The sequence below is a fragment of the Neopoerus faecalis genome (genome assembly GCF_029218125.1).
GTDB classification, from domain to species: Bacteria; Bacillota; Clostridia; order Oscillospirales; family Oscillospiraceae; genus Oscillibacter; species Oscillibacter faecalis_A.
Genome location: NZ_JARFXX010000003.1, coordinates 1 through 23,785, shown reverse-complemented (window position 1 = coordinate 23,785; position 23,785 = coordinate 1). Strand labels below are relative to the sequence as shown.

General features: G+C 53.8%; 23 protein-coding genes and 1 other annotated feature. Of the genes, 3 read left to right on the top strand and 20 right to left on the bottom strand.

What is annotated here, in order from left to right:
• The first annotated feature begins 88 nt into the window (after nt 1–88).
• Entirely contained in the window at nt 89–1,672 is a 1,584-nt protein-coding gene (locus PY311_RS04440) for a helix-turn-helix domain-containing protein (RefSeq protein ID WP_286147453.1), read from the top strand.
• An 86-nt stretch (nt 1,673–1,758) separates the two neighbouring features.
• On the opposite strand, the gene PY311_RS04435 is transcribed toward PY311_RS04440, so the two are convergent.
• From PY311_RS04435 to PY311_RS04405, 7 genes are all read right to left on the bottom strand, one after another.
• A complete protein-coding gene (locus tag PY311_RS04435; protein WP_286147451.1) occupies nt 1,759–2,649 on the bottom strand; it encodes a tyrosine-type recombinase/integrase in 891 nt (296 codons plus the stop codon).
• 116 nt (nt 2,650–2,765) lie between these two features.
• On the bottom strand, nt 2,766–3,503 hold the full coding sequence (locus PY311_RS04430) for a YebC/PmpR family DNA-binding transcriptional regulator (protein WP_286147450.1): 738 nt from the start codon (nt 3,501–3,503) through the stop codon (nt 2,766–2,768).
• A 2-nt stretch (nt 3,504–3,505) separates the two neighbouring features.
• Nucleotides 3,506–4,306, bottom strand: a complete 801-nt coding sequence (locus tag PY311_RS04425; protein WP_286147449.1) for a Nif3-like dinuclear metal center hexameric protein — start codon at nt 4,304–4,306, stop codon at nt 3,506–3,508.
• Nucleotides 4,290–4,991 carry a tRNA (adenine(22)-N(1))-methyltransferase gene (locus PY311_RS04420; protein ID WP_286147448.1) on the bottom strand — a complete coding sequence of 234 codons (702 nt, stop codon included), beginning with the start codon at nt 4,989–4,991 and terminating at the stop codon, nt 4,290–4,292. The genes PY311_RS04425 and PY311_RS04420 overlap by 17 nt, the downstream gene beginning before the upstream one ends.
• 80 nt (nt 4,992–5,071) lie before the next feature.
• On the bottom strand, nt 5,072–5,278 hold the full coding sequence (locus PY311_RS04415; protein WP_286147447.1) for a DUF1858 domain-containing protein: 207 nt from the start codon (nt 5,276–5,278) through the stop codon (nt 5,072–5,074).
• 143 nt (nt 5,279–5,421) lie between these two features.
• On the bottom strand, nt 5,422–6,447 hold the full coding sequence (queA, locus tag PY311_RS04410) for a tRNA preQ1(34) S-adenosylmethionine ribosyltransferase-isomerase QueA (RefSeq protein ID WP_286147446.1): 1,026 nt from the start codon (nt 6,445–6,447) through the stop codon (nt 5,422–5,424).
• 11 nt (nt 6,448–6,458) lie between these two features.
• On the bottom strand, nt 6,459–7,838 hold the full coding sequence (locus tag PY311_RS04405) for a SpoIID/LytB domain-containing protein (RefSeq protein WP_286147445.1): 1,380 nt from the start codon (nt 7,836–7,838) through the stop codon (nt 6,459–6,461).
• A 175-nt stretch (nt 7,839–8,013) separates the two neighbouring features.
• Here PY311_RS04405 and asd point away from each other — a divergent pair, with 175 nt between their 5' ends.
• The gene (asd, locus tag PY311_RS04400) at nt 8,014–9,114 is read left to right on the top strand and encodes an aspartate-semialdehyde dehydrogenase (protein ID WP_286147444.1); all 1,101 of its coding nucleotides are present in this window, start codon (nt 8,014–8,016) and stop codon (nt 9,112–9,114) included.
• 93 nt (nt 9,115–9,207) lie between these two features.
• Nucleotides 9,208–10,104 (top strand): 4-hydroxy-tetrahydrodipicolinate synthase, encoded by an 897-nt coding sequence (gene dapA, locus PY311_RS04395; protein WP_286147443.1) that lies wholly within the window; start codon nt 9,208–9,210, stop codon nt 10,102–10,104.
• Between the two features lie 80 nt (nt 10,105–10,184).
• On the opposite strand, the gene tyrS is transcribed toward dapA, so the two are convergent.
• The 13 genes from tyrS to PY311_RS04330 all read right to left on the bottom strand — a co-directional run bounded on the left by tyrS (nt 10,185) and on the right by PY311_RS04330 (nt 23,415).
• Entirely contained in the window at nt 10,185–11,411 is a 1,227-nt protein-coding gene (gene tyrS, locus PY311_RS04390; RefSeq protein ID WP_286147442.1) for a tyrosine--tRNA ligase, read from the bottom strand.
• 63 nt (nt 11,412–11,474) lie between these two features.
• Nucleotides 11,475–11,717, bottom strand: a binding site (T-box leader).
• 49 nt (nt 11,718–11,766) lie between these two features.
• Nucleotides 11,767–12,267 carry an amidase domain-containing protein gene (locus PY311_RS04385; protein WP_286147441.1) on the bottom strand — a complete coding sequence of 167 codons (501 nt, stop codon included), beginning with the start codon at nt 12,265–12,267 and terminating at the stop codon, nt 11,767–11,769.
• 79 nt (nt 12,268–12,346) lie between these two features.
• Nucleotides 12,347–13,798 (bottom strand): DUF4179 domain-containing protein, encoded by a 1,452-nt coding sequence (locus PY311_RS04380; RefSeq protein ID WP_286147440.1) that lies wholly within the window; start codon nt 13,796–13,798, stop codon nt 12,347–12,349.
• Nucleotides 13,795–14,274 carry a sigma-70 family RNA polymerase sigma factor gene (locus PY311_RS04375; RefSeq protein WP_286147439.1) on the bottom strand — a complete coding sequence of 160 codons (480 nt, stop codon included), beginning with the start codon at nt 14,272–14,274 and terminating at the stop codon, nt 13,795–13,797. The genes PY311_RS04380 and PY311_RS04375 overlap by 4 nt, the downstream gene beginning before the upstream one ends.
• A gap of 122 nt (nt 14,275–14,396) precedes the next feature.
• Nucleotides 14,397–15,278: a site-specific tyrosine recombinase XerD gene (gene xerD / locus PY311_RS04370; RefSeq protein ID WP_273482392.1), complete on the bottom strand. Its 882-nt coding sequence runs from the start codon at nt 15,276–15,278 to the stop codon at nt 14,397–14,399.
• Between the two features lie 20 nt (nt 15,279–15,298).
• Entirely contained in the window at nt 15,299–15,868 is a 570-nt protein-coding gene (locus PY311_RS04365) for a hypothetical protein (RefSeq protein WP_286147438.1), read from the bottom strand.
• Between the two features lie 349 nt (nt 15,869–16,217).
• Nucleotides 16,218–16,550: a hypothetical protein gene (locus tag PY311_RS04360; protein ID WP_286147437.1), complete on the bottom strand. Its 333-nt coding sequence runs from the start codon at nt 16,548–16,550 to the stop codon at nt 16,218–16,220.
• Nucleotides 16,551–16,713: 163 nt separating this feature from the next.
• A complete protein-coding gene (gene yajC, locus PY311_RS04355; protein ID WP_273482344.1) occupies nt 16,714–17,088 on the bottom strand; it encodes a preprotein translocase subunit YajC in 375 nt (124 codons plus the stop codon).
• A gap of 87 nt (nt 17,089–17,175) precedes the next feature.
• Complete coding sequence (gene tgt / locus PY311_RS04350; RefSeq protein WP_286147436.1) at nt 17,176–18,309, bottom strand: tRNA guanosine(34) transglycosylase Tgt; 1,134 nt, start codon at nt 18,307–18,309, stop codon at nt 17,176–17,178.
• Between the two features lie 159 nt (nt 18,310–18,468).
• Nucleotides 18,469–19,641: an amidohydrolase gene (locus PY311_RS04345; RefSeq protein WP_286147435.1), complete on the bottom strand. Its 1,173-nt coding sequence runs from the start codon at nt 19,639–19,641 to the stop codon at nt 18,469–18,471.
• A gap of 59 nt (nt 19,642–19,700) precedes the next feature.
• On the bottom strand, nt 19,701–20,873 hold the full coding sequence (locus tag PY311_RS04340; protein WP_286147434.1) for an amidohydrolase: 1,173 nt from the start codon (nt 20,871–20,873) through the stop codon (nt 19,701–19,703).
• Nucleotides 20,874–20,891: 18 nt separating this feature from the next.
• Complete coding sequence (locus PY311_RS04335) at nt 20,892–22,070, bottom strand: amidohydrolase (RefSeq protein WP_286147433.1); 1,179 nt, start codon at nt 22,068–22,070, stop codon at nt 20,892–20,894.
• Nucleotides 22,071–22,191: 121 nt separating this feature from the next.
• Nucleotides 22,192–23,415, bottom strand: a complete 1,224-nt coding sequence (locus tag PY311_RS04330; protein WP_286147432.1) for a hypothetical protein — start codon at nt 23,413–23,415, stop codon at nt 22,192–22,194.
• Nucleotides 23,416–23,785: the final 370 nt, after the last annotated feature.

The following is a 23,785-nucleotide window of genomic DNA, read 5'->3' as shown; positions in this document are numbered from 1 at the left end:
GACAATCGGGTGGTAGCAAAGCACAGCCCTGTATGGTATACTGAGGGCAGAATTTCACCTGACATTCCGATACAAGGAGGACCCTATTATGACGTTGGGACAGCGCATCTGCCAATATCGAAAACAATTAAATATCTCTCAGGAGGAGCTTGGTGACCGGCTGGGCGTCAGCCGCCAAGCAGTCAGTAAATGGGAAACGGACCTATCCGTCCCGGACATGAATAATCTCTTAGCGCTTGCCCGTGAGTTCGGCATTTCTGTGGCAGAGCTGACGGAAACGCCGGAGAAAACCGATACGGATGAAGCTGACAGTGTACCGCCTCTGCCGATTCAAGCCCCTGCCAAAGGCCGTTCCACATGGAAAAAGGTCCTAATTGCTATTTTCGTTCTCTTTATTTTATTCTTGGCTGGGTTTTTACTAAATCCCCGAAACACCGAGCAGTTCACTGCGGGCACCGCTGAAGAAACCACGAACATTGCAGATCTGGTAAAAAGCCCGACCACAGACTTCGCTCTGGTTTTGGATTGGACGGAAACCGGGGACTTTTTACAGCTTGGTGAGCAAACCGGTACCTATCCATTTGAAACGCCGCTCCCACAGGACGCGAAAATGGTTGTCACAAAGGAGGACAACGGAGCAGAGCTCCACACTGTTGACTGTCTGGACGAGGCCGGTATCCGTTTGACCTACTCTCATCTGGATGGCCAGCCGGACACAATTTTAAAACTGGAAACCGATTACAAGGAACTTTCCACACCCCGGGGCATCCATGTAGGCAGTACCAAGGCAGAGGTTGTGGGCGCCTACGGAACCGACTTAGTATACTGTGTCAAGGAAGATGGAAGTAACCTTCTCGCAGCGCACAATTACTTTTACGCCTATCAGCCCAAGGATGCCTATTCCAATAGCATCTGCTTTTTCATGGAAGATGGTCTGGTAGCGGGTATCCGGGTGGAGAATATGCTGGATGCCGGGAACGAGGCCTACTCCGTCAACAACATTACCCGCTTCCCTATCCAAAGCAGCGGCGACCCGGATTACTCCAACCGTCAGGATATCTATCAGGAACCGATTGACACCACCCGAAGGGTCTATATCGCGTGGAACCAGCTTGTGACCAATGAAAACCTCTCTGCCGAGGAACAATATGCCTATCGTCGAGATGTCTTTACCAACCTGCCGGATATGGATTGGCAGGAGTTCGGGGAACTGGGCAGTACGATCGATAATTTTACCACATCGGAGGCCTTCATGTCATGGCTGGCTGGCCAGGAGAGCTATTCTGACTCCGAAATACTTCGCATTCAATGGGGCTGTACCGCGAAGGGATTGGATGGAGCCTATTCAGAAAGCTATGATGAAATTCTCTGCAGCGCCCTTTTCTATGATCCAGTTACTTACGCAAAGATGCTGGCCTATCCGAATGTGATGGATGATAAAACCAGATGGCATGCCATTACAGGAGCCGTTTTTTACGGAGAGCTATTTCCGGAAAAAGAAGCAGATGCCGCAGAGACTCTGGACGCTGTGATTGACACCAACGCCCTGACTGCGGAAGAAAACGCTTGGGCTAAGCTACTGCGGTACTATCTGGCTACCCCCAGTAAAGATGGCGGCTTCGGAGATTATCCCAAAACACCGGCAGAACTGGAAAGCCTGCAAAATGGGTAACACACAATAGGTCCTTTCAGCGCAGGGCCAATAAACAGGGAGCAGAAGATAAAATCTTCCGCTCCCTTGTTTATTTTATATAAATCCTACAGTGACATCAAAACGCTCTTGTTTTTGGCTATCTCGATAACGTCCCTGTCCCGCAAGCTGTTCAAATATGTCTGGGTGATTTGGATATTCTCGTGACCCAAAAGGCGTGAAATCGTATAGAGGTCAGTTCCCATCTTGATTTGCTGTTGCGCGAAAAAATGCCTGCAAGTATGGGGTGATGTCCGAATACCCTCTATCCCCTCTCCATAACGCTTTACGATATGCTCAACAGCGCTATTCGTCAACTGCCGTCCATGCGCAGAAAAGAAATAATCCTCCCTGTTTTTCAGGGTAAAATAATCCTCTGTCACAGCGTCATATTTCATCAGAGCCTTGCGGAGGATTGGCGTAATAGGAACTACCCGCTGCTTGTGATTCTTCCCCTGAATAATAATGAAATCCTCATGAATGTCCGGCTTCTGGATACAGCAGAGTTCCCAACAGCGTATCCCGGTTTCAAACAGGGTGGTCAAAATCGCCTTGTCCCTCACATGGAGGAAATCATAGCCCCGGCATGATTGAAGCATAGAGCGTACATCAGCAGGGTCAAAAGCCATAATGACCGCCTTATCCTGCTTGCACCATTTGAAATTCTTCTTCGTATTAAAGCCGCCGTATCCTTCCTCATAGCAGTATTGGATAAACGCCTTTGCTACTTTCAACAGGCCATTGATATAGCTTCCCTTTTTCCCTTTGCCGCTCAGATAGAGAGAAAAACGCCGAACAACTGCAAGGGACACATCTTCTATCTCTGAAATCTTCGCTTCTTCCTCACAAAAACGCAGAAAGAGATTGAGGTTATTTCGGTAACTCCTAATGGTCTTAGGGGTATACTTCCGAACCTCAATCTCTATCAGATATTCCTTTGCCGCCACACCGATTTCCATACGGATTCCTCCTCATGTATATCGCAACTGGAGGATGAATGTATGTCACAGCTCAGGTCCTGTATGTCACAACTGGCAAATATGCAAATCCGTCAATCCGCTGCGGCGCAACGGTTTCAGTCATTCTCCCAGTTATGCCAGACGTTCTGGACATCGTCATTGTCCTCCAGCATATCAATGAGCTTCTGCATATTCTTCAGGTCGCCCTCATCCGTGAGGGTGATGTAGTTCTGGGGCACCATGGCAATGTCGGCGGAAAGGAACGTATAGCCCTTATCCTCCAGCGCCTTGACCACCGCATTGAAATCGTCCGGCTCACAGCGGACCTCCATAACCGGACCATCCGCCTCAAAGTCACCGGCACCAGCCTCCAGCGCATCCATCATGACGGTGTCCTCGTCCAACTCCTGATCCTCGTTGTCAATGACGACGACGCCCTTCTTGTCAAAGCTCCAAGACACACAGCCCTGCGCGCCCAAATTGCCGTTGCACTTATCGAAAGCATGACGGACCTCGGGGGCGGTACGCTGACGGTTATCAGTCAGTGCGTCCACAATGACAGCCACGCCGCCGGGGCCATAGCCCTCGTAGGTGACGGACTCAAAGTTCTCCGTGCTGCCGGCGCCCAGTGCCTTGTCGATGGTACGCTTGATATTGTCATTAGGCATATTAACAGCCTTTGCCTTGGCAATCACCGTCGCCAGACGGGAGTTGTTGGCGGGATCGCCGGAGCCGCCGCCCTCCTTCACAGCCACAATGATTTCCTTGGCAATTTTGGTAAATGCGGCAGAGCGCTTGGCATCGGCAGCGCCCTTGGTCTTTTGAATATTATGCCATTTAGAATGTCCGGACATGGTTAATTTTCTCCTTTAACAATGTATTGAATGACTTCCTTATGGGAAGTGGATTTAAAAACAGCAAGCTGTGAAAATTCGTTTTTCAAGTAAGCAACCAGCTTGGCACAAACCGGGTCCTCTGTTGGGAAATGGCCTGCATCGATTAGGTTGATACCCTTGGGTACAGCGTCCAAAAACTGGTGATACGTCAAATCCGATGTAACAAAGGTATCACACCCGGCGGCGATCACCGTATCAATATAATCACCGCAGGCACCGCCGCCTACCGCTACACATTGAACGGGCCTGCTCCCGGCATAGCGAACGCCGTTTGCCCCCAGTGCCTCACACACCGTATCTGCAAAGTCTGATAACTTTATAGCATTCTGCAAATGTCCCATGCGGCATAGATGGTCCGCATCTCCCGGCAGAGGTCCGGGGTCCTCGATTCGCAGCGCCTCGGCCAGCGCATCGTTTACGCCACCGGGGGCAATATCCAGATTTGTATGCATGGATATAACGGAAATATCTGCCTTGACCAATCTTCGCAGCAAATGCCCCAGATAGCGGTCCGGCCGCAGGGATTGCAGCTCCTTCTCATGCCAGCGGACATTCATCAACGGATGGTGAGAAACGATCAATTGACAGCCCTTTTCCTCTGCCTCGGATACAACTGCCTCCGTAACGTCAAGCGCAACCAAAAGCCGCTGCACACTCTGTTTCGGATTCCCCTCCAGATGACCCACATTATCCCACGCCATCGCAAGTTCCTTCGGCGCAAGGCGGAACAGCGCTTGTTCAATTTCACTTACAGTTGGCACAGCGCCACTCCTCTCTTGCACGAAGCAAAGCCGCCAAAATCTCCCGCAGCTCTCTCGTCTTTTTCGCATCAGCACGGCCGGAGCGCTTTGCACCGGCCAACGCCATCAGCGTCCGCACGATTCTTTCGATCAGATACCGATCTGCCAGCGGATCGTGCAGCAAGCAAGCGCCGCCCCATATCTGACTGAAGGACAACTCCATTTTCCCTGCCTTCGCTTCCATCACCGTATATAGGGTGCCGCGATCCTGCACCAGCGCCTCCCGCGTAATCATAAAACCGTTATTCGCAAGATAGGCGCGCACAAGCTCCTCGTGTGTCTGAGGCTGTAACAGCAGTGTGTGCTGTCCGTCCGCAGTCCATGGAGCCCCCTTTAAAACGGAGAGCATGGTCTCGCCCCCCATTCCTGCGATGACAACGGTATCCACTTCAGTCCGCCGGATGCCGGAAAGGCCATCACATAAGCGGTAGTCAATCCGCTCCACGCCGTAAAGCGCCCCGGTGGCCTTCGCACGCTCCAAGGGGCCCTTTCGCAGATCACTGGCAATAGCGCCGCGAATACTCCCTCTTAAAAGGAGCCATGTGGGAAGATAGCCATGGTCGGTGCCGACATCCGCAAGATAGGCGCCCTCCGGCACCCAATCAGCGATTAAGCGGAGCCGGGGCGGCAGTCCCAATGCGCGCACGACGTTCCTCCCCTTTCTCTGATTGCACAGTTACAGGACGCATACGGTCTCTCCCGTATGCGTCCCAAGCAGCGCAAAAATTACTGTGCCTTATTGGCTTCCTCGTTCACCAGCGCCAGCAGTTTATCCACATCAATGCCGTGGACCATGCAGGCCTCCTCAACAGTCTCGCCGCGGGAAGAGGGGCAGCCCAGACAATGCATACCAATAGACAGGAAAATGGGTGCGGTCTGGGGTGCAACATCCAGAATATCACCAATAATGGTGTCCTTCGTTATGCTGATCATAAAATGATCCTCCTATCGTGAAAATTAGCAAAAATATTATAAACAATTTTCTCGTGAAATTCAATAGAAAATTACAGAAAAAATAAGCAATTCAGAAAATTTCACTTCAAAATCCGGCAACGTGCAAGCAAAATTTGAAAAAATCAGTAAAGGAACATCGCGTCGCCGAAGCTGAAAAAGCGATACCTTTCCCGAACGGCCTCCTCGTAAGCGGCTAAAATGTGCTCCCGCCCGGCAAAGGCCGACACCAGCATGATGAGCGTACTCTCCGGCAGATGGAAATTCGTTATCAGCCCATCCATCACTTTAAAGCGGTAGCCCGGATAAATATAGATATTTGTCCAGCCGGCTTTGGCCTCCATGTGTCCGTCCTCTGCCGCCCACGATTCCAGCGTCCGGCACGATGTCGTTCCCACGCAGATGCAGCGCCCGCCGTTTGCCTTTGTGCGGTTGATGAGGTCCGCCGTTTCCTGCGAAATCACACAGTATTCACTGTGCATTTCATGGTCGGTGATCTCATCCTCCTTTACCGGACGGAACGTCCCCAATCCGACATGAAGCGTCACATAGCCGATGCCAACGCCCTGCGCCGCGATTTTTTCCAACAGCTCCGGTGTAAAATGCAGTCCCGCCGTGGGGGCCGCTGCGCTGCCAAGCACCTTGGAATACACAGTCTGATACCGCTCCTGATCCTGAAGCTCCTCCTTGATGTACGGCGGCAGAGGCATCTTACCAAGGTGTTCTAAAACCTCAAGAAAAATTCCCTCATAATCAAAGCGCACCAGCCGGTTGCCGTCCGGCAGAACCTTTGTGACTTCCGCAGTCAGCTCACCGTTGCCAAAGGATAGCCGTGCTCCCTCGCGCAGATGCCGCCCGGGCCGCACCAGACATTCCCAAGTCTTATCCCCCCGGTCAATGAGCAGCAGAATCTCGCACGCACCGCCGCCGGGCATCCGCTGGCCCAGCAAGCGGGCCGGCAGCACTCTGGAATTATTCAAAATCAGGCAGTCGCCGGATCTCAGAAAATCCGGCAACTCATAAAAATGATGATGCTCCCATGCGCCGGTATTCCGATCCAGCGTCATAAGTCTTGAGCCGTCCCGCCGCTCCAGAGGTGTCTGTGCAATCAGTTCCTGCGGCAGTTCATAATTAAAATCACTTGTTTTCATCGTTTCACTCCTCACTCAATGGTGATATCCGTATAATAAAATTTCAGAATTTCCCGATAGGAATAGCCCTGTTCCGCCATGGCCTTTGCTCCGTACTGGCTCATGCCGAGATTATGGCCGCTGCCGGTACCTGTAATGGTAAACAAACCGGCGGCGGAGGTCTTTGCTGTTGTTTCGCCGCTGACCTCAGAGACACCGGATGCCGACAGAACTGCCGCCTGCTTTTCCAGCTCGGAGGTTGTTCCGCTGCCGCTGAGCACATTGACCCCCTCCAAGGAATCAAGGCGCGTACTGCTATTATTCACATAAATACCGCTGTTTACCGCGCCGCCGCCATTGATCGTAAAGCGCTGGCTTTTTACGGATTTATTGTAGGTACTGGAATAAAAAACCGTCCGGCACACTTCGCCCTTTACGGTCACATCGCCCTGACTGCCCTCAAACGTTACCTTGCTGACATTTCCAAGCGGGGTGAATTCCGCCACATAAACATTCTTCACTGTGCCAATGGAATATCCCTTTTGCTCCAATATCCATGTCAGCTCATCCGCAGTGTAGGTCACAGACCAATTATAATTGGGAATATTAGTCAGCGCTTCGTAGGGGTCCTGCTTCCCTCTCAGATACGGAATGTCCGCGTTCCAGACATTCCCCGCATCCTCGGAAGCGCCGCCATTGGATGCACAGTAAACCGCCGTATCAACGGGCGTACCGTTGTAGTACAGCATCTCTCCCTCCGTATTTTCCACGGCCTCGTCCGTCTGCGCCGTGGCCCGGTTGCGTCCGTAATAGACCTGACAGTCCGTTCCGGCGCAGACATCAAAGCCCAATGACGGATGCCGCGTCTTTGCGGCATAGGTACGGGCGCAGACAGCCTGCGCTTCCAGTGCCTCCAAGGGCCAATCCTTATCCATTTCGTAGGGCACAACACCCTTCACGTAATCTTCGATATCCACTACGTTAATTACCGTCAGTGTGCCGTTGTCATTGCAGCGGTACTCAAACCCGCCGGGATATTTATAGCCCTTGCACCATGTCTCTGTGTCCCGCCCCTTGGGACGGACACCAAAGCAATAGCCGCTTTCATCAAACCGAAACAGCACACTTCCGCTGCCGGTCTCCGTCACAACAACGCCATTCCCCGAGCCGGTCACCCGCATGGTAATGGTGGTCTCATCCGTTTCATCCAAATAGACAAAATGCCTACTTTCATCGTAATAGCCAAACTCATAGCCGGAACCCACCGCGTTTTCCAAATTCGCCGCCTCAAGCGCCGTGGAACCCCAGCGAATACCGACTTTCAGAATATTGTTCATCAGCGCCGAAGCGGAAACCGCCGATGCACTGAACAATGTGATGACGAAAAGCAGGGATAGCAACCGTTTTTTCATAAAACCTCCCAATGGTGAATATCTTGACGATAGATAAGGCAAGTGTTAGTATATAGACAAACGTCCACGTGTCAAACACACGCAGAATTTTAAATCATAAGTATTATAATACAGCTTTGCCCTATATTCAACCGCATTCGCTGATTTTTGAACAGGCATCGGAAGGGAGCTTTTTATGACAAACAAAGAAAAATTTAAAGTAGGCGTCATTGGCGCCACCGGTATGGTGGGTCAGCGCTTTGTCACACTGCTGGAAAACCATCCGTGGTTCCGGCTCACCGCTGTTGCCGCCAGCGCCAAAAGCGCTGGCAAAACCTATTGGGAGGCCGTTGGCAGCCGCTGGTCTCTGGACATCCCCTGTCCGGAGGAGGCAAAGGACATTCGGGTACTGGACGCCGAGGCCGATGCGGAAAAGCTGGCTGCCTCCGTGGATTTCTGTTTCTGCGCCGTGGATATGAAAAAGGAAGAGATCCGGGCATTGGAGGAGCGCTACGCCAAGCTGGAATGTCCCATTGTTTCCAATAATTCCGCCCATCGCTGGACTGATGACGTTCCTATGGTCGTGCCGGAGATCAATGCCGACCACATCGCTATTATTGACGCGCAGCGCAGACGCCTTGGCACAAAGCGCGGATTTATCGCGGTGAAGTCCAACTGCTCCCTGCAAAGCTATGTCCCCGCGCTCCACCCCTTGATGAAATACGGGCTTGACCGCGCTCTGGTCTGTACCTATCAGGCCATTTCCGGTGCCGGTAAAACCTTTGCCACTTGGCCGGAAATGGTGGATAATGTGATTCCGTACATCGGCGGTGAGGAGGAAAAAAGTGAGCTGGAGCCGCTGAAGCTCTGGGGACATATCGAGGGAGATAAAATCGTCAAGGCGCAGGGTCCTTCTATCACCGCCCAGTGCTTCCGGGTCGCCTGTCAGGACGGGCACATGGCCGCGGTCTTTATGAAATTCAAGGACGGTCACACGCCCTCCATGGAGCAGATCAAAGCCGATTGGGCCGCCTTCCGCGGCCCGGCACAGGAGCTGGAGCTCCCCTCCGCCCCCAAGCAGTTCCTGCACTATTTTGCGGAAGAAAACCGTCCGCAGACCAGACTGGACCGTAATCTGGAGCACGGCATGGCCGTATCCATCGGGCGCCTGCGGCCTGACACGCAGTATGACTATAAATTTGTCTGCCTCTCTCACAACACGCTGCGCGGCGCTGCCGGCGGAGCGGTACTGTTGGCTGAGCTTCTCTGTGCAAAATGTTATATTCAAAAGCTGTAAAGGAAAAGAACTATATAGCTACAAAAGCGGATGTCAAGGTGTTGACATCCGCTTTTTATAGGATCATCAGTGATTGGAAGGAGATTGAACGCTATGAAGCAAGCTCTCTTTACAGGTGTTGGAACCGCCATTGTCACGCCCTTTAAAAACGGTGCGGTCAACTTCCCCGCTTTCGGCAGGCTGATCGACCGCCAGCTTGCGGGAGGTGTCCACGCCATCATTGTCTGCGGCACTACCGGAGAGGCGGCCACTATGACACAAAAGGAGCGGCTGGAAACGATACAATACTGTATCGACCGTGTTGCAGGCCGCATCCCCGTCATTGCGGGTGCCGGGGCCAATTCCACAGAAGTCGCCCGTGAAAACGCCAAGGCTGCGGAACGCTTGGGGGCAGACGGGCTGCTGATGGTGACCCCCTACTATAATAAGGCTACCCAGCAGGGCCTTCTGCGGCATTACCAGGCCATTGCCGATTCTGTTTCCACGCCTATGATCCTTTATAATGTACCCTCCCGCACCGGGGTCAATATTCAGCCGGAGACCTATGCGGAGTTGGCGCAGCATCCTAATATTGCCGGTGCAAAAGAAGCCTCCGGCAGCCTCAGTCAACTGCAAAAGACCATGCGGCTCTGCCCGGAGGATTTTTCCATCTGGTCCGGCAACGATGATGAGACCGCCGCCATCTGTATGCTGGGCGGTGCCGGTGTTATCTCCGTGGCGTCCAATGTCCTCCCTGCCGAAATGTGCCGCCTGACAGCACTCTGCCTCGCTAACGACTTTGCCTCCGCCGGAAAGCTGCAACTAAAGCTGAAGCCCCTCTGCGACGCACTGTTCTGCGAGGTAAATCCCATTCCTGTCAAGACTGCGCTGAATCTCATGGGACTGGAGGCCGGAGAACTCCGCCTGCCGCTTTGTCCTCCCACGGCTGCCAGCACCGAAAAAATCAAGCTGGCACTTTCCGCATGGAATTTGCTGCCTGAAAGCAATTAGCCTTATTTTTTCCCAGGAAAACCGCCCTGCCCGATAACGGGCAGGGCGGTTTTTGCAACATTTTTCTGTTTTTTGTCAAATCAAGCGGTATAGGCCCGATGGAATACCTTTTTACCCTTTTTGATGACCACACCGTCACCGGCAAACTGCTCCTGGTCAAATGTCACATCAATGGAGGTCACCTTCTGATCGTTGACCGCTGCGCCGCCCTGCTGAATCAGACGCCGTGCCTCACCATTGGAGCTGCACAGCCCGCAGGCCACCAGCAAATCAATGGCGTTAATTTTTCCATTGGTAAACCGTGCCTCCGGCAACTGGGTCGCAGGCATATTCTCACTGCTGCCGCTGCCGCCGAACAGAGCACGGGCAGCCTCCTGTGCCTTGTCAGCCTCAGCCTCGCCGTGGACCAGCTTCGTCAGCTCATAGGCCAAAAGCTCCTTGGCCTGATTCAGTTGACTGCCCTCCCACTTGTCCATGGCGTCAATCTGCTCCAGAGGCAGGAACGTCAGCATCCGGATGCACTTGAGCACGTCGGCATCGCCCACATTCCGCCAATACTGGTAAAAATCAAAGGGCGTGGTCTTGTTGGGGTCCAGCCAAACGGCGCCGCTGGCGGTCTTGCCCATCTTCTTGCCCTCGCTGTTCAGCAGAAGCGTGATGGTCATGGCGTAGGCATCCTTGCCCAGCTTGCGGCGAATCAGCTCCGTGCCGCCCAGCATATTGCTCCACTGGTCATCACCGCCGAACTGCATATTGCAGCCAACCGTCTGGAACATATGATAAAAGTCATAGGACTGCATAATCATATAGTTGAACTCCAAAAAGCTGAGGCCCTTTTCCATCCGCTGCTCATAGCACTTGGCCCGGAGCATATTGTTCACAGAGAAGCAGGCGCCCACCTCCCGCAGCAGGTCGATATAGTTCAGCTTCAGCAGCCAGTCCGCATTATTGAGCATCATAGCCTTGCCGTCGCCAAACTCAATGAACCGTTCCATCTGCTTTTTGAAACAGTCACAGTTGTGCTGAATCGTCTCCGGGGTCATCATGGAACGCATATCCGTCCGGCCGGAGGGGTCGCCGATATAGCCGGTGCCGCCGCCAATCAATGCGATCGGGCGGTTGCCCGCCATCTGGAGCCGCTTCATCAGGCACAGCGCCATAAAGTGTCCCACATGGAGAGAATCGGCCGTGGGGTCAAAGCCAATGTAAAACACGGCTTTGCCGTTGTTCACCAGCTCCCGAATTTCCTCCTCATCCGTGACCTGAGCAATCAGCTTGCGGGCCTTCAGTTCCTCATAAATCTGCATTGTTTTTCTCCTTTTCCAATTTCATTTCGGACAGAGATAAAATAAAGCCCCCTGTCCCTTGGGACAGAGGGCGTAAATACGCGGTACCACCTCTGATTCGCCGTTTCCTCACGGAAACCGGCCTCACGCCGTGCCAACACACGGCAGCGCGGTAACGGGCGCACCCGGAGCACGCCTACTTGGCCATAGCCGTTCAGGTGCCAGCTCCACGGTGTATTTCAGCGGCCGCTCTCTCCCCTTTCCACCATCAACAGGGGCTCTCTTGGCAGAACGTATCCGCATACTTCTCCGTTTCATTGCTGTAATGTGCTCATTGTAGCGTATCGCTGCGGAAATGTCAACCCATTTTCCCCGCTTACGGCTTCCAGACGCCGTATATCTTCAAGAAGCGGATGTCCTTATATTCATAGGTGGATAGAGGCCGGTCATCCGCATCATAGCTGTGGGCCGCGATGAGGATATTCTCCGCCGATGCCGGACGCCCCACAGCCACAACCACCGGTGTATGGCGAAAGCTCTCCCCATCAAAGGAAAGCTGTATCACGTCGCCGGGACGCACATCTTCCATGTCACAGGGGCGGGCCACCGGTCCCGCAGAGCGCTCTCCGCGCGTAAGAAAATTATAGAGGTACGGCACGCCGGTCCATGCCGGCGCTTTTTGGCTCGAGTCAATGTAATACCACCCAAAGGTCGGCGTAAAGTTCATCACACCGCTGCCGGCATAAATGCACTGGGATGCAAAATTGGTACAGTCTCCCCCTAATCCCTCGTAGTCATAAAAGGCCGGATTTCTGCCATACGCCCAGCGGTGCGCGTACAATACGGCGGCCCGCCGGTCATAGAGCGCAAAGCGCAAGGCGGACGCCCCCTTTCCTTTCCAGCCTATGCGGCTCGGTAAAAAGCGTGCGCGGATAACCGCGCACGCTTTCGTTTATTCATTTGATGACTATCTCTGCGGTGCTGTCGGTGATCCGGGTCCAGCAGGGCTCCAGCCACACGCAGTCCGCCGCGCAGTCCTTCAGGCCAAAGGTCTCAAAGTACCGCCCCTCCTCTTTCGCGGCTTTTTCGGCGGCCTCGTAAGATTCCAGCTCCGCGCCGGAGATTTCGCCCAAGATCATGGGCGAGCTGGATACTCCCCGCTGATTGATGTCATGGGCCGTGCCGTCCTCGTCATAGAAGCAGCTTTTCCAGATCTGGTAATGCATCGTTTTCTCCCAGCGATACCCGGCGCTGAAAGACACCACCCAGCCGGCATTTCGCTTCTCCGCCCATTCCAGTCGGACGCCTTGGGGTGGGTTCTCGATCGTGCCCTTTGCCAGATCTACCTTCACCCGCTCCTGTCCCTTGTCGATCCAGGAAGCCCCGGTGACGTGGAGGGTCAGGTGTTCCCCTGTAGAGAAATAGGGGCTGTCCAGCCAGACGGAATCCGTGGAGGGATCGTCCGGGTTTCCGGTGGCGGAAATGCCGTTGACGATGCCGTTGAACCTCTCTCCCCGCTCGTTTTCCAGATAGAAATTCAGCTCCGTCAGCCATGCGGTGTTGGCGGGGTCATAGTCGAAGTTCAGCCGCAGGTGGGTGGGATAGATCTCCGCCTCCGTCAGCGTTACGGATTGGCCGTCCAACAGGAATGTCTCTCCCACATTAATGACCGTACCCTTGGCAGTATATGTGGGATCAAATTCCAGTTCAAAGGTAAAGGTGGCCAGAATTTCATGCTTTTCTTTCTGGCTGTCAGACAGCAATTCATCGCCGTAATCTCCGAAAGCCTGTTCCGGTATAGGCGCGCCGCTTTCATCATATTGGTCCTTTTCATCGTACACGCCGAAGGTCATGGTCAAATGGTCCGGCACATCCCGGTCTACAAAGTTGATTTGAAAATCGATTAGGTCACCGTTTTCCACACCGTAGCTGCTGAGGGCTGTGGAATATCCTCCCTGTTCCCCCGGCACCGTCAGCTTCGGATGGTCCAAGTCCAGATGTTGATATTCATCGGACGCGATAGAGAAAAACACATCCACCTGCTTTCGATCCACAATCAGATACTCGACACGGGCAGTAATCCCGTTTTGAAACTGTGACAGCTCCATGGGCTGTACATAATCGTTTTCCACGGCGGCGGACAGACTGGGCGACCAGCTTACCGCCTTTGCCAAGGCCGAAAGGACCGGAATACGGCCGCAGGCTCTTGCAAACGGCATCGACAGGTTCACCAGCAGCACAAACGCCGCAAAGCAAGCCGCAAAACCGCCAAGGGAGGTCCTTAAAATCCGCCGTTTTTTCTGTAAAGCATTTTTCCTATCCAGTGCTTTGCTTACCGTATCATTCAGTGCTTCCGGGGTCTGTTCCAGCTCCGCCAACAGGGCGGTGTACTCATCCATGCGGTTCATGCCTGTCCCTCCTCTCCCAGTTCCAATTTCAGCAAGGCCAGCGCCCGTTTCTGGCGGGTGGCCGCGGTTCCCTGCGGAATGTTCAGCGCGGCGGCGGTCTCCGCCTGCGTATATCCGGAGAAAAAGCGCAGAATCACCACGCTTCGTAGCTCCTCCGGCAAGCGGCGTATCGCCTCCTTCAGCGGCAGATGCTCATAGGCGTCCGGCCCGGCAGAATCCGGCAGCGCGTCCTCTCCGCCGAGATGAAAAAAGCTCCGGCGGCGCAACTCGCTGCTGCAGGTGTTGATCAGGATACGGGTAATCCATGTTTCAAACAGCTCCGGCTGCCGCAGGTGCTTGAGTCCTTGCAACGCACGGCAGATTGCTTCGGAAACCGCGTCCAGCGCGTCTGCCTCGCTTCCCAGATACAAGTAAGCCGTTCGGTACAGCCGCGCCTTGATTGCTTCCGCCCGGGTAGCAAATTCCTGTTGGTCCACAGCCTCCCCTCCTTTACTCTCTTTTATCTATTAGACGCAGGAGCTTGTCATTTTGTTTTCCCATAACAATAATTTTTTTAAAAGAGCGCAAAAAACCGGCAGCGCCATCAGCCTGCCGGTTTTTACGCTCTTGGATGCGCCTTCTGATATACATCCTTCAGTTGGTTTTTGATCACATGGGTATAGATCTGGGTGGAAGAAATATCCGCATGACCCAGCATTTCCTGAATGGCCCGGAGGTCTGCACCGTTTTCCAACAGATGCACCGCAAATGAATGGCGCAGGGTGTGGGGCGTAATATCCTTTTGAATGCCTGCCTTCTCCTGATAGTGCTTAATGATCTTCCAGAAGCCCTGCCGGCTCATGCGTTCACCGTTCATATTGACGAACAGCGCCGTTTCCTCGGTGTCCGCGATGAGCTGGGGCCGAATCCCCTTGATATAATCCTGAAGCGCTCGAATCGCCCCGTGATAGAGCGGGATAATGCGCTCCTTTTTGCCATTGGAGCAACGGACAAAGCCCGCCGCCAAATTTAAATCGCCGATGTTTAGGGCAATAAGCTCACTGACCCGGATGCCTGTGGCATACAGCAGCTCAAGCATGGCATGATCCCGAAAGCCCTTGGCGTCCACACATTCCGGCTGCTCCAAAAACAGCTCTACCTCTCTGGCCGTTAAAATCTCCGGATATTTCCGCTCCACCTTGGCAGCGGCCACACCCTGCGCGGGACTGCTTTTCATCTCACCGCTGGCCACCATATAACTATAGAAAGATTTGATTGAGGCCAAAAAGCGCGTTACAGACGCGGCCGATTTTCCCCGGCCCAGCATCCAGTCCATATAGCCCTGTACGTGCTCACGCTCCGCCTGACGAAGATTTTTCCCATAACGGTTATGGAGGTACTCGGCAAACTGAGTCGTGTCCCGCAGATAAGAGCTGACCGTATTTTGTGAGGACTTCTTTTCGTCGGACAAATACGCCCCGAACGCAGCGATGTCATCCATACCTGTCAACTCCTCTCTCCCTAAATTCCGTTTGCCAACAGCAAACGGAGCAGCCCCGACGACAATCGGATATCCAAAAGAATCCCAAAGCAGATTGCCCCGGCCACACACGCCAAACGAAGCCACCAGCGATGGCCATAAACCGCCGTAAAGGAATGCCCTCTCCCAAAGGACATTTGAAACAGCTCTACTGAGGACTGCCACGCCGGAACGGCCAGCAAAAAAAAGCAGGTGACTGTTACAAAGCAGCGCAGTCCGAAAAGCCCCAGTGCCAGCAAAATCCCTTGTCCGCCGAACGCGGCAAACAGGCAGCCCGCCGCATATCCCGGAAAGAACCCGGTCAGCAGTGCCCCTATCGGCAAAAGTCCGGTTCCAACCCAACTGAAGCCGCAAAGCAAAGCAAATAAGGGACTGCGTACATATGCCGCCGACATGGAACAAATGCCAGAAGCAGTTAATGTATGCCGGCCTGCAAGGGACAAATAATCCTTCAGATACACAGACAACTCCGAACCCGTTTTTCCGGCGGTTTGTCCCGCATACAGACAGCCCGCCGCCGTTCCTAACAGGAAAAAGACTGTCAGCAGCAAGCTGTATCGCCAGTTGGGCGTTTTCTCTGCCCGTAGCCGTTTCAACCCGCATCACCTCATCCCAAGGTATGCACATGGGACAAGATTTATGTTTGGTTGACGTAAAACTCTTCTTCTAAACTATAGTTCAAATTACAGAATTTCGCAAGGCGTTTTCCTTAAAAAGCCTCTTTTTGTAAATTATGCCAAAATGTTATGTAAACCGCATTATGTAAACTTCGTAAAATCGAGTGGTAAGTGCCCGCTTTGACAACAAGAACTGCAAGATATAGTGTCTATACAGCATCATACCGCGCTACATTTGCGTGCCGCCGCTATTCGACGCCGTTTTCCTTCCTTTTCGCCCATTTCAGTGTGGGCGCTTCTTTTTGTTAGATTTTACCAATCGCTTTCCGCTGCGTTTTTTCCGGCCGCGATTTGGCAGGGCTGCCAGTACACCGCCCAGCAGGACTGCGCCCAGCAAAATGATACCCTTCCCTGTCGGACCCTCCCAGTTGAGCAGGCAGAGCAGCAATAACACAACCACGGTCAGCCCCGCATTCAGCAGGCTGCCTGCAGCGCCGACTCGCTTCCCTGCCATCATGCCGCCAATAAGCGAGGCGCAAGCCGCCCCAATCGCCAACGTTAAAAATAGTTGTTCCTCGCCCAGAACACCGCGCACCGTCAACAGCGTCAGCAGCAAAATTCCGCCTCCATAGAGCGCAAGTGTCAGGCACAGACTCAGCAATATTCCCTTCCATTGCAGTGGTCTTTTTTCGGACATAAAATAATCCCTCCTCCGAAATATGCTTCACTAACAGCATATTCCGGTGGAGGGATCGCTTATGACGTTGTTTGGACTTTCTTTAGTCTTTCTTTTCCTCGGCAGCCTCAGCCGTGGGAGCCTCCACAGCAGGAGTCTCGTCCTTCTTCTCAGCCTTTTCAGCTTTCTTGTCCTTCTTCTCGGCAGCAGGCATATCGCCGGTCTGGACACCCACCTGAGACACTGCCCACTTGGTCAGCTCCATGCGGACCCGATCCTCGCTGGTCTCAATGATGATGGTGTTGGGATTGACCATTACGATCTTACCGACAATGCCGCCGATGCTGGTGATCACATCGCCCTTCTTCAGTCCGTCACGCATAGCCTGTGCCTGCTTTTTACGCTTGTTCTCCGGGCGAATCATAAAGAAATACAGCGCCGCGAACATCACTACCAGCAGAATAATGCTTTGATCCATGTCCTCAAAATCTCCTTCGAAAAAATCAGATAATGCTATTATACCAAAGATACCACTATTTGCAAGTCTTTTTCGCTCAGCCGCAGATCATGCCCGCTTTTCCAGCTTTCCGCTGTACCGCTCCCGGAACTGTGCAAAGCAGCCCTGATCCAATGCCTCCCGAATTTTGGCCATCAGTTCATTATAAAACCAGAGGTTATGCAGCACCGCAAGCCGCAGTGCCAGAACCTCATCCGCCTTGAACAGATGCCGCAGATAGGCTCTGGAATGGCTGCGGCACACCGGGCAGCCGCAGCTCTCGCTGATAGGGCGTTCATCCGTGATATACTTTTCATTCATGATATTTACGGTGCCTTCCCACGTAAACAGCTTGCCATGGCGGCCATTGCGGGAGGGCATCACACAGTCGAAGAAATCCACGCCCCGGCTCACCGCCTCGATAATGTTGCTGGGCGTACCGACGCCCATCAGATAGCGAGGTTTTTCCTTGGGAGCATACGGCTCCACAACATCGATCATCTCATACATGACCTCCGCAGGCTCCCCTACTGCCAATCCGCCGATGGCGTAGCCATCGCAGTCCAGCTTGGCGATCTCCTGCATATGCCATGCCCGGAGGTCGGCAAAGGTTGCGCCCTGATTGATGCCAAACAGCATTTGCTGTGGATTAACGGTATCTGGCAGGCTGTTGAGCCGGTCATGCTCCACCTTGCAGCGCTGGAGCCATCGAAGCGTCCGCGCTACCGACGCCTTGGCGTACTCGTAACGAGCCGGATTTTCCACACATTCATCAAAGGCCATGGCAATGTCGCTGCCAAGATTCGATTGAATCTGCATGGACTCCTCCGGTCCCATGAAAATACGATGTCCGTCAATATGGCTGGCAAAGGTGACGCCCTCCTCCTTGATCTTCCGCAGAGAGGCCAGCGAAAACACCTGAAAGCCGCCGGAGTCCGTCAGAATCGGGCCATCCCAATTCATAAATTTATGGAGGCCGCCCATCTGGCGCACCACCTTGTCGCCGGGCCGCAGATGAAGGTGATAGGTGTTAGACAGCTCGATTTGACAGCCGACCGCCTTCAGGTCCAGTGCCGACACGCCGCCCTTGATAGCCGCCTGTGTACCGACATTCATGAATACCGGTGTCTGCACCGTGCCGCCGTGGGCACAGGAAAATTCGCCGCGCCGCGCTTTCCCCTCTGTTTTCAATACCTTGAACATGGTCACGTTCCTTTACTTTTTTACATAGTATTTTTATTATAATATAATTCTAACCGCTATGCAAGCAAGACCTGATTCATTCCAATAGGAAAAGCCCCTTTCGGCATAACCGAAAGGGCCTTTTTGTTTGATAAGTCGGAGCAGTGCGCCGCACAACCTTTACGCATTCGCAAGATAATCCAACGCGAACTGCGCCTCAAAGGCCGCGCCGCGAACCAGAATATCCTCATCCACAGTATACTGAGCCTGATGGTTGGTATGCGTAATGCCCTTTTCGGCATTGCGGCTGCCGATAAAGGCAAAGAATGTCGGCGTACCCGCCGGCACCAGTTGTGCAAAGTCCTCGCCGCCCATCATCGGCGGCAGATTGCCAAGGGCCTCGTTTCCAAAGAGCTTGACTACCGTGTCATGGGCCACGCGGTTCATCAGCGAATCGCTGTTGACCACGGCGGGAGACTTATACTCATAATTCAGCGTTGCCTCCGCGCCGAAGGATGCCGCTGTCTGCTCAATGATTCGGCGCATCTGGCCCTCGATCTGAGGCGTTCTGGTAAAGTAACGGGTTGTGCCCTGCATCCATACGTGGTCAGAGATCACGTTGAACTGGGGACCACCGGCAAACTCACCGATGGTCAGCACCTCCGGGTGCAGCGGATCGTTCATTCTGGAAACGCACTGCTGCAAATTGTTGACGATGGCGCAGCCAATGGAGATCGCGTCCATTCCCAGATGCGGCTCACCGCCGTGGGAGGAACGACCATTGACATCAATGGAAAATAAATCCGCACCCGCCATGCGGTTCCCCGCGCTCACATCAATGAGCGGCGCGTCCAGCGTCCCCCATACGTGAGCGCCCAGCAGGGCGTCCACATCGTCTGCCGCGTGCTCGGCCGCCATCCACTTTGCCCCGCTGGCATTTTCCTCGGATGGCTGGAAAATCAGCTTCACGCCGCCGCAGAGCTCATCGCGGTGGGCCTGCAATATTTTGGCCGCACCCAGCAAAATCGCCATGTGGGAATCGTGACCGCAGGCGTGCATAACGCCCTCGTTCTGAGAAGCAAACGGCAGGCCCGTCTCTTCACGAATTGGCAGTGCGTCCATATCAGAGCGGATTCCCAGCAGCTTGCCCGGCTTGCTGCCGCGAATCACCGCAGTCAGTCCATAGCAGTTCTTCATGTGGTGAATCTCCGTGATGCCAAGGGCTTCCAAATCCCGTACCAACTGCTCACTGGTGTTCTTTTCCTGCCCGGAAAGCTCCGGGTGCTGATGATAATAGCGCCGGCGGTCAAGGATATAGCCCTCCGCCTGTTTTGCTGTTTCTAAAACATTCATAGGTATCCCTCAAATAAAGCAGGAGCGGCATCGGTAGGATGCCGCTCCTGACAGTCAAATTACTTCGCGTTCGCAGCCAGATAGTCAACGGCAAACTGCGCCATCAAAGCGGTACCCTTAGGCAGCAGCGTTTCGTTTACATCGAATTTCTCGTGGTGGTTGCAGTACACCATGCCATTCGCCTCGTCCCGGCAGCCGATAAAGCCAAACACAGCGGGAATCTCTGCGGCATAGTTTGCAAAATCCTCGCTGCCCATCATCGGCGGCATATGGTAGAGCGTTTCCTCGCCAAAGAGCTTCTTCACGGCGTTCTGTGCAATCTCCGTCAGGTCATCGTCATCATTGATGACTGGGTTCACCACATGAGCATACTTCAGCTCCGCAGTCATGCCGAGGCCCTTGGCGGTATTCTCCACGATGCGGCGCATGGCCTCCTCGTGCTTATCGAGGAAGTACGCCCGGGTGACGCCCTCCATCGTCACATAGTTGGCGATGGCATTGTAGCGGTTACCGCCAGAAATGGTGCCAATGGTCAGCACCACAGGATCCAGCGGATCACTCTCGCGGGAAACATACTGCTGCAGATTATTGATGATGGCAGCAGCGCCGGTGATGGCATCCTTGCCCATGTGCGGTGCAGAAGCGTGGGAGGACTCACCGTGGACCTCCACTGTGAAGCGGCCGGAATAGGCCATACGGGGACCGGCAGTCACATCAATATAGGGCATATCCAACGTGCCCCAAACGTGCTGGCCGAAAATAGCGTCCACGCCCTCCAGTGCGCCCTCTGCGATCATCTGCTTGGAGCCCATCACGTGCTCCTCGGCAGGCTGAACGATCAAACGGACATCGCCGCAGAGCTCGTCCCGGTGCTCCTGCAAAATCTTCGCAGCACCCAGCAGCATGGCGATATGCGTATCGTGGCCGCAGGCGTGCATCTTTCCCGGCTCACAGGAGGCAAACGGCAGGCCCGTCTCCTCCTGAAAGCTCAGCGCGTCGGTATCGGTCCGCAGGCCAATGGTCTTGCCGGGCTTGCCGCCGTGAATGGTGGCCACGAGGCCATAGCAGGTCTTCATATCCCGAATATCGGTGATTCCCATGTCCACCAGATCCTGATGGATATGCGCCCGGGTCTCCTTTTCCTCGCAGGTCAGCTCCGGGTGCTGGTGATAATAGTGGCGGCGATCCACAATATAGGGCGCTGCCTCCTGTGCCAATGCTTTGATATCCATAGAGCTACTCCCCTGCCCTTACTGCGCGGTCTCGGTCAGATAGTCAACAGCGAACTGGGCCGCCACGGCAGCACCGCGATGCAGGATATCCTCCACAACATCGTACTTCTCGTGGTGGTTGCTGTACATATAGTCCCAATCCTTGTTGTGGCTGGCGACGAAGCCATAAATATAAGGCAGACCGTCCTTGCCGAACCAAGAGAAGTCCTCGCTGCCCATCATCGGCGGGATTTCAACAAGGGTATCCTTGCCGTACAGCTTAGTAACAGCCTCGCGTGCGATGCGGTTGAGCTGCTCATTATCATTGATAACAGGCTCGGTCATGTAGGTATAGGTCATGGTAGCCTTGGCGCCGAACGCGGCAGCGGTGCACTCCACGAGCTTACGCAGCTCGTCCTCCACCTGCGTGCCCTTCAGGAAGGTACGGACAGTTCCCTCCAGCGTGGCATGACCGGCCAGCACGTTCCAGCGGTTGCCGGCGTTGACCGTGCCCACCGTGATGACCAGAGGATTGAGCGGATCATTCATACGGGAAACAAGCTGCTGAATGGACTGCAGAATGGAACTGGACACCATCACGGCGTCAATGCCGTTGTGGGGAGCGGAGGCGTGAGAGGACTTGCCCTCCACCTCAATGACAAACTTGTGGCAGCAGGCCATGATGTTGCCAATGGGGAACGCAATGTGGGGCGCATCATAGGCACCCCAGACATGGACACCGTAAATGGCGCTCACACCGTCCATGGCGTTTTCCTTCATCATATCCAGAGCGCCGGTAGCAACCTCCTCTGCGGGCTGGAACACCAGACGCACATCACCACAGAGCTCGTCCTTCACATCGTTGAGAATCTTTGCGGTGCCCAGCAGCATGGCCATGTGGTTATCATGACCGCAGGCGTGCATCTTGCCCTCATGCTTGGAAGCAAAAGGCAGGCCGGTTTCCTCTTTCACGGAGAGGCCATCAATATCGGCGCGCAGAGCAACCGTCTTACCCGGCTTGCCGCCGTGGATGGTGGCGATCATGCCGTAGCAGTGTTCCATTTCCTTGATGTCCGTGATGCCCATAGCCTCGAGGTCCTTATGCAGAGAAGCACGGGTCTCCTTCTCCTCATTGGACAGCTCCGGGCAGGTATGGTAATAGCGGCGGCGCTCAATGATGTAGTCATTATACTTGTCAGCCAATGCTTTGATATCCATAATGCAGGTTCCTTTCTAAATTTTATAAATCAATTATACCTGTCATCTCACAAGATGCAAGGCTTTTTTAAAAAAACTGCTCAGCGAATCGCCGAGCAGCTTTTGCAGGGAAAACTATTTTTTACAGCATTCCAGCGAAGACACCGGCGATAATCACGGACGTGATCGTGACCGTGGTGAAGCCGCCGACGATCATGGGCGGGAACATCTTGCTCATCAGGAACTCCTTCTCCTCGGGAGTCTTGGCCAGAGCGGTGCAGGTAGCCTCCGTGATGACGGCGTTGGGCGGGAAGCCGTACAGAGCGGTCAGTGCAGTGGCAAAAGAGAGCAGGAAGGACATCTTCAGGACCTTTGCAACAATGAAGCACAGGACAGCCATGCCGGCAACACCCACAACGATCAGGAGGATCATGGGGCCGATGATGCTGGCCAGCATATCGGGGGTGCAGTCCTTCAGACCATCGAACACATACATCATCAGAGCGAACATGATGATGCCGTAGGAGTTGCCTTTGTTCAGAACGTTCTCATCAAGGAAGCCGATCGTAGTGAAGATAATACCCAGAATCAGGGCATACACAGCGCCGCTGATCTTCATGTTGATAACGGGGATCACGATGGAACCCAACTGCGTGGCGAGCCAGCCAACGAAGCCCAGCTTCATCAGCATGACGACGGTGCTGTTCCAGTTAGCGGGAACCGGGGGCAGCAACTTCTTCTTGGCAGCCTTGGCGGTGCCATCCTCCAGCTTGCCGTTGACAGCGTCAACGCCGTCGGCAGCACCCTCGATCTTCAGCTCGCCGGAACGATAGCCCTTCAGCAGCTTCTTGCCCTCCAACTGGAGGCAGACAGCGGTGAGGGGATAACCGGCAAAGCCCTGCACGCAGTACATGGTGATGGCGAACACGGCAGCCTCGGTAAGGCCCTTTTCGTTTGCAGCATTCATCATAGTCGTAGCAGCCACGATGCCGCCGGTCAGAGGAGGCAGACCGGCAATGACGAAGTCACGGCCAATGATGCCGGGCAGGATGCCCAAGCAGAGGGCGCACATACCGGCAAGGCCGGCAAGGCAGACCACGATGGTCTTCCACTGAGCGACCAACTGCTTAACGGAAATAACGGTACCCATGTGGGTGATCAGCAGGTAAATACCAACGGTGCTGCCGAAAGGAATCAGCATAGAATCGCTGACCAGCGTGGTAGGAAAGATCGTCCAATAGCCTACCAGCATTACGGCTGCGGTGACGAAAACAGAGGGGACCCATGCCTTCGTCAGGTTCGAAACTGCTTCACCGATGAAATACACGATGCCGCAGATAACGAACGCGAGCATAAAGTTGTACATTAACATTCTCCCTTTCTCTAAATCGTTTAAGCCAACAAAGCTCCTCCTCAAGAACTCTATCAGTTTAATGTTCAAAAGATACCACAAAATATGCCATCCGTCAATATGTATATTAACAATTTATGAACACGGGCATTCCATTTTTTTGATAACTGCATCCATACCGCCCTCTTCACATAATATGTATGCGCGGCCTATATAAAAATGCGGTCCCGCTATTGTGCGGGACCGCATTTTCTTGTATTGTCTTGACAAAGGCAACCCCCGGCTATGCCGGGGGAGAAAAAGAGCTTATAGCGAGGGGCGGAGTAGACAAGAAAAAGTCTCCAAGTTAGAGTGAATGAAAGGTTTGCCGACCAAATTCACAAAA